Below are 2,724 nucleotides of genomic sequence, written 5' to 3' on the forward strand. Positions count from 1 at the left end.
GGCAGGGCACCTCCAGGTGTTCGACACCGCCACGCGCACCCTCCAGTGGGAGCGGTCCTGGGCCGAGGAAGTCGACCGCAAGGACTGGAATGTCCTCTCCGCGCTGATGACCGACGCGACGACCATCGTCCTCAACATCAAGGAGCCCCCGCCGCCGCCTCCTGCCTTCCCGACCGACCGTGACACCGTCACGTGTGATGCGGCGGGGTGCCGTGTCTTCGGGTACTGGGAAGGGGCTTGCTGGTATGGCGCGGGCCGTACGGATCTCGTGTCCTGCACCCGCACCGTGCGGTGCGGCCCGTATGGATGCGAGTACCAGCTCACCTACTTCGATGCCTCGATGCAGTTGCTCGTGAACACGACGACCTCCCGCGCCGACTCGCCGCCTGCGGTCTTCAACGCGGACCTGTCGCAGCATGCGTCGCTGCGGCTCGATGGCTCCCTCCAGGAGCTGAGCTGGGACGGGCCCGCCGGGCTCCGCACCGTGAGGGTGTCAGGTCAAGTGGACATGCGCCTGTTCACCTTCCTGCCGAACGCGGAGCGTCTGGTGTTCGCCCAGAATGTGCCGCGCTCCGACGAGGGGTTCGAAACCCATCTGGTGGCCTGGGACGGAGTGGCCCTGACGGACCTGCTGACGCTGCCGGGCACGCCCGCCTCCAACGCGCAATATGCCCCCACGACGGGTTCCCCCACCACGCTGTACGTGACCATCGCGGGGCCGTCCTCCCTCAACATCGTCCGCATCCGGCTCTAGCCCCGGACCGCGCTGCTTCGAAAGGCTTCCAATGACTGCTCAAACACGAAGTGCCTTCCCGTTCCGGACGTGGAGGCTGCTGGGATTGCTGCTGGCGAGCCTGGGCGCAGCCCATTGCCATGGGGACGGAGACGGAGACGGAGATGGGGGTGGTTCCTTCCGGACCGTGACCCGTGACGCCCGTCTGCTCCAGGTGGATGAAGGGCAGCGCGTCCTCTTGTCCGTGCGCGCGGATGGCACCTACGCGCAGGCGCTTCCCACGGGAGACGCCGTGCGCATCGCGGATGTGGCGGAGGGGGCCGACATCACGGCCGATGGCCAGACCGCGGTGCTGTGGAGCCCGGAGGTGAATGGCGTGCGGACGGTCTGGCTCTGGCGGTCCGGCACGCCGGAGGCCCTCCTGCTCAGCCAGCAGGCCTGGGGGGCGGTGGTCCATGACGCGACCCAAAGCTACGTGGCCCTGCTGGAGCGGGACGCCGCGGGAGACACCTCCGTCCGCCTGGCGAGGACGGCGGCCTGCACGCCTGGCGACTGCGTGCTCCAGACGCCCCTCCAGGTCCAGGTCCAGGCTGGCTGGCCGGAGCTCGAGAGCCGTGGGGCCCTGGTGTCGCTGGTGAACGGGACCCACCGCTGGCTCATCGACGTGCCCACGGGGGCGGTCACGGACCTGGGCGACCTGCCCGGTCGTTCGTTCCTGTCACCCTCGGGGACCCGCTACGGTTTCGTGGAGGGTGAGCGCGTGCGGTTGTTCGATATCGCCACGGGCACGCAGGTGTTGGACCTGAGCGTGCCTCACAACGGCTACTCGGTATGGAAGGCCACCCGTGGCTTCATGTGGAACGAGGAGCGCGTCTTCGTGGCCTCCGTGGGCGTGTTGATGGGGGCGCCCGCCGGCTGGCCCGAGGATGACTTCCTGGATGTGTGTACGGCCCAGGGCTGCCAACGGCTCGTCTCCCGCTACCGGTGCAGCCCCTTCCTGCTCGGGGGACAGCCCGCGGTGGGTTGCAGTCCGAACCTGTGCATCGAGACCCGGTGCGTGCTGCCCGGAAACAAGATCCTGGATGGCGAGGGGACATGGCTCTACCAGACCAAGGAGAGCGACACCGTCTGGGGCCCCGCCTTCAGCCAGGGCTTCACGGATGCGGTACGCCTCAAAGGGACCAAGGGGCTGCTCCACTGGCTCGAATGGACTCGCGGGGAGAAGGTTTCGAAGCTGAACCTGGACGCCCCCTATCCGACCGCGCCCATCCTGTTCCTTCCGGACAAGCAGCGGGTGCTGTTCCACCAGTCGGTGCTGCGTGACGGAGTCGCCGAAAGCCATCTCTGGACGTGGGACCAATCCGAGCGCGTCGACCTGGGCCTGCTGGACGGAACGCCCGGTCCCACCCGCCTCATGCGGGACAACCCGCCCACGGCCTACATGGATGTCGACACCGCGAACGCGGACGGCACCACCACTCCGTCCATCGTTCGCGTCGAGCTCTGACAGTGATGATGCACACCACGAATCTTGTAACGACGAGGGGGAGAAGCCGGATGACTGACGGTTGGAGTGGAAGGTTCGCGCGGGCCGTGGCCCTGCTGTTCCTGGGCCTGGGAATGGCCTCCTGCGGGAAGACGGAGCCAGGGCCGGCGGAGGAGGTCCTTCCTAGGCTCGACGTGCTGCACGAAGGAGGGCGGCTGCTGGGGGTGGACTCACGGCAGCGCTTCCTGGTGTTCACGGCCCAGAACGTCTTCGGCACCTACGCGAAGGTGTTGCCCGAGGGCGGGGACACGCGGGTCTCGGACCCGGCGGAGGGTGCCTTCCTCGCCGAGGATGGCGACTCGGTGCTGCTCTGGAGCCCGCTGGACGGGGAGCGGAACCGGACGCTGTGGCTCTGGCGGCTCGGCCCCAAGGCCGGCATCCCCTTCACCGCGCGGTCCCAGGGCGACATCGTCCATGACCGCGCGCTGTCCTACGTGGCCTTCAC

At 68.3% G+C, this 2,724-nt stretch carries 3 protein-coding genes; all 3 read left to right on the forward strand.

The annotated features are described in order from the left end of the window. Nucleotides 1-754: hypothetical protein (locus tag ACLEQD_RS40795; protein WP_410391319.1), on the forward strand; the 754-nt coding region annotated here is incomplete at its 5' end. 166 nt (nucleotides 755-920) lie between these two features. After that, a complete protein-coding gene (locus ACLEQD_RS40800; RefSeq protein ID WP_410391320.1) occupies nucleotides 921-2,240 on the forward strand; it encodes a hypothetical protein in 1,320 nt (439 codons plus the stop codon). Between the two features lie 86 nt (nucleotides 2,241-2,326). Beyond that, on the forward strand, nucleotides 2,327-2,724 hold a 398-nt coding region (locus tag ACLEQD_RS40805; protein ID WP_410391321.1), incomplete at its 3' end, for a hypothetical protein.

The sequence above is a fragment of the Corallococcus sp. 4LFB genome (genome assembly GCF_046520365.1).
In the GTDB taxonomy this organism is placed as follows: domain Bacteria; phylum Myxococcota; class Myxococcia; order Myxococcales; family Myxococcaceae; genus Corallococcus; species Corallococcus caeni.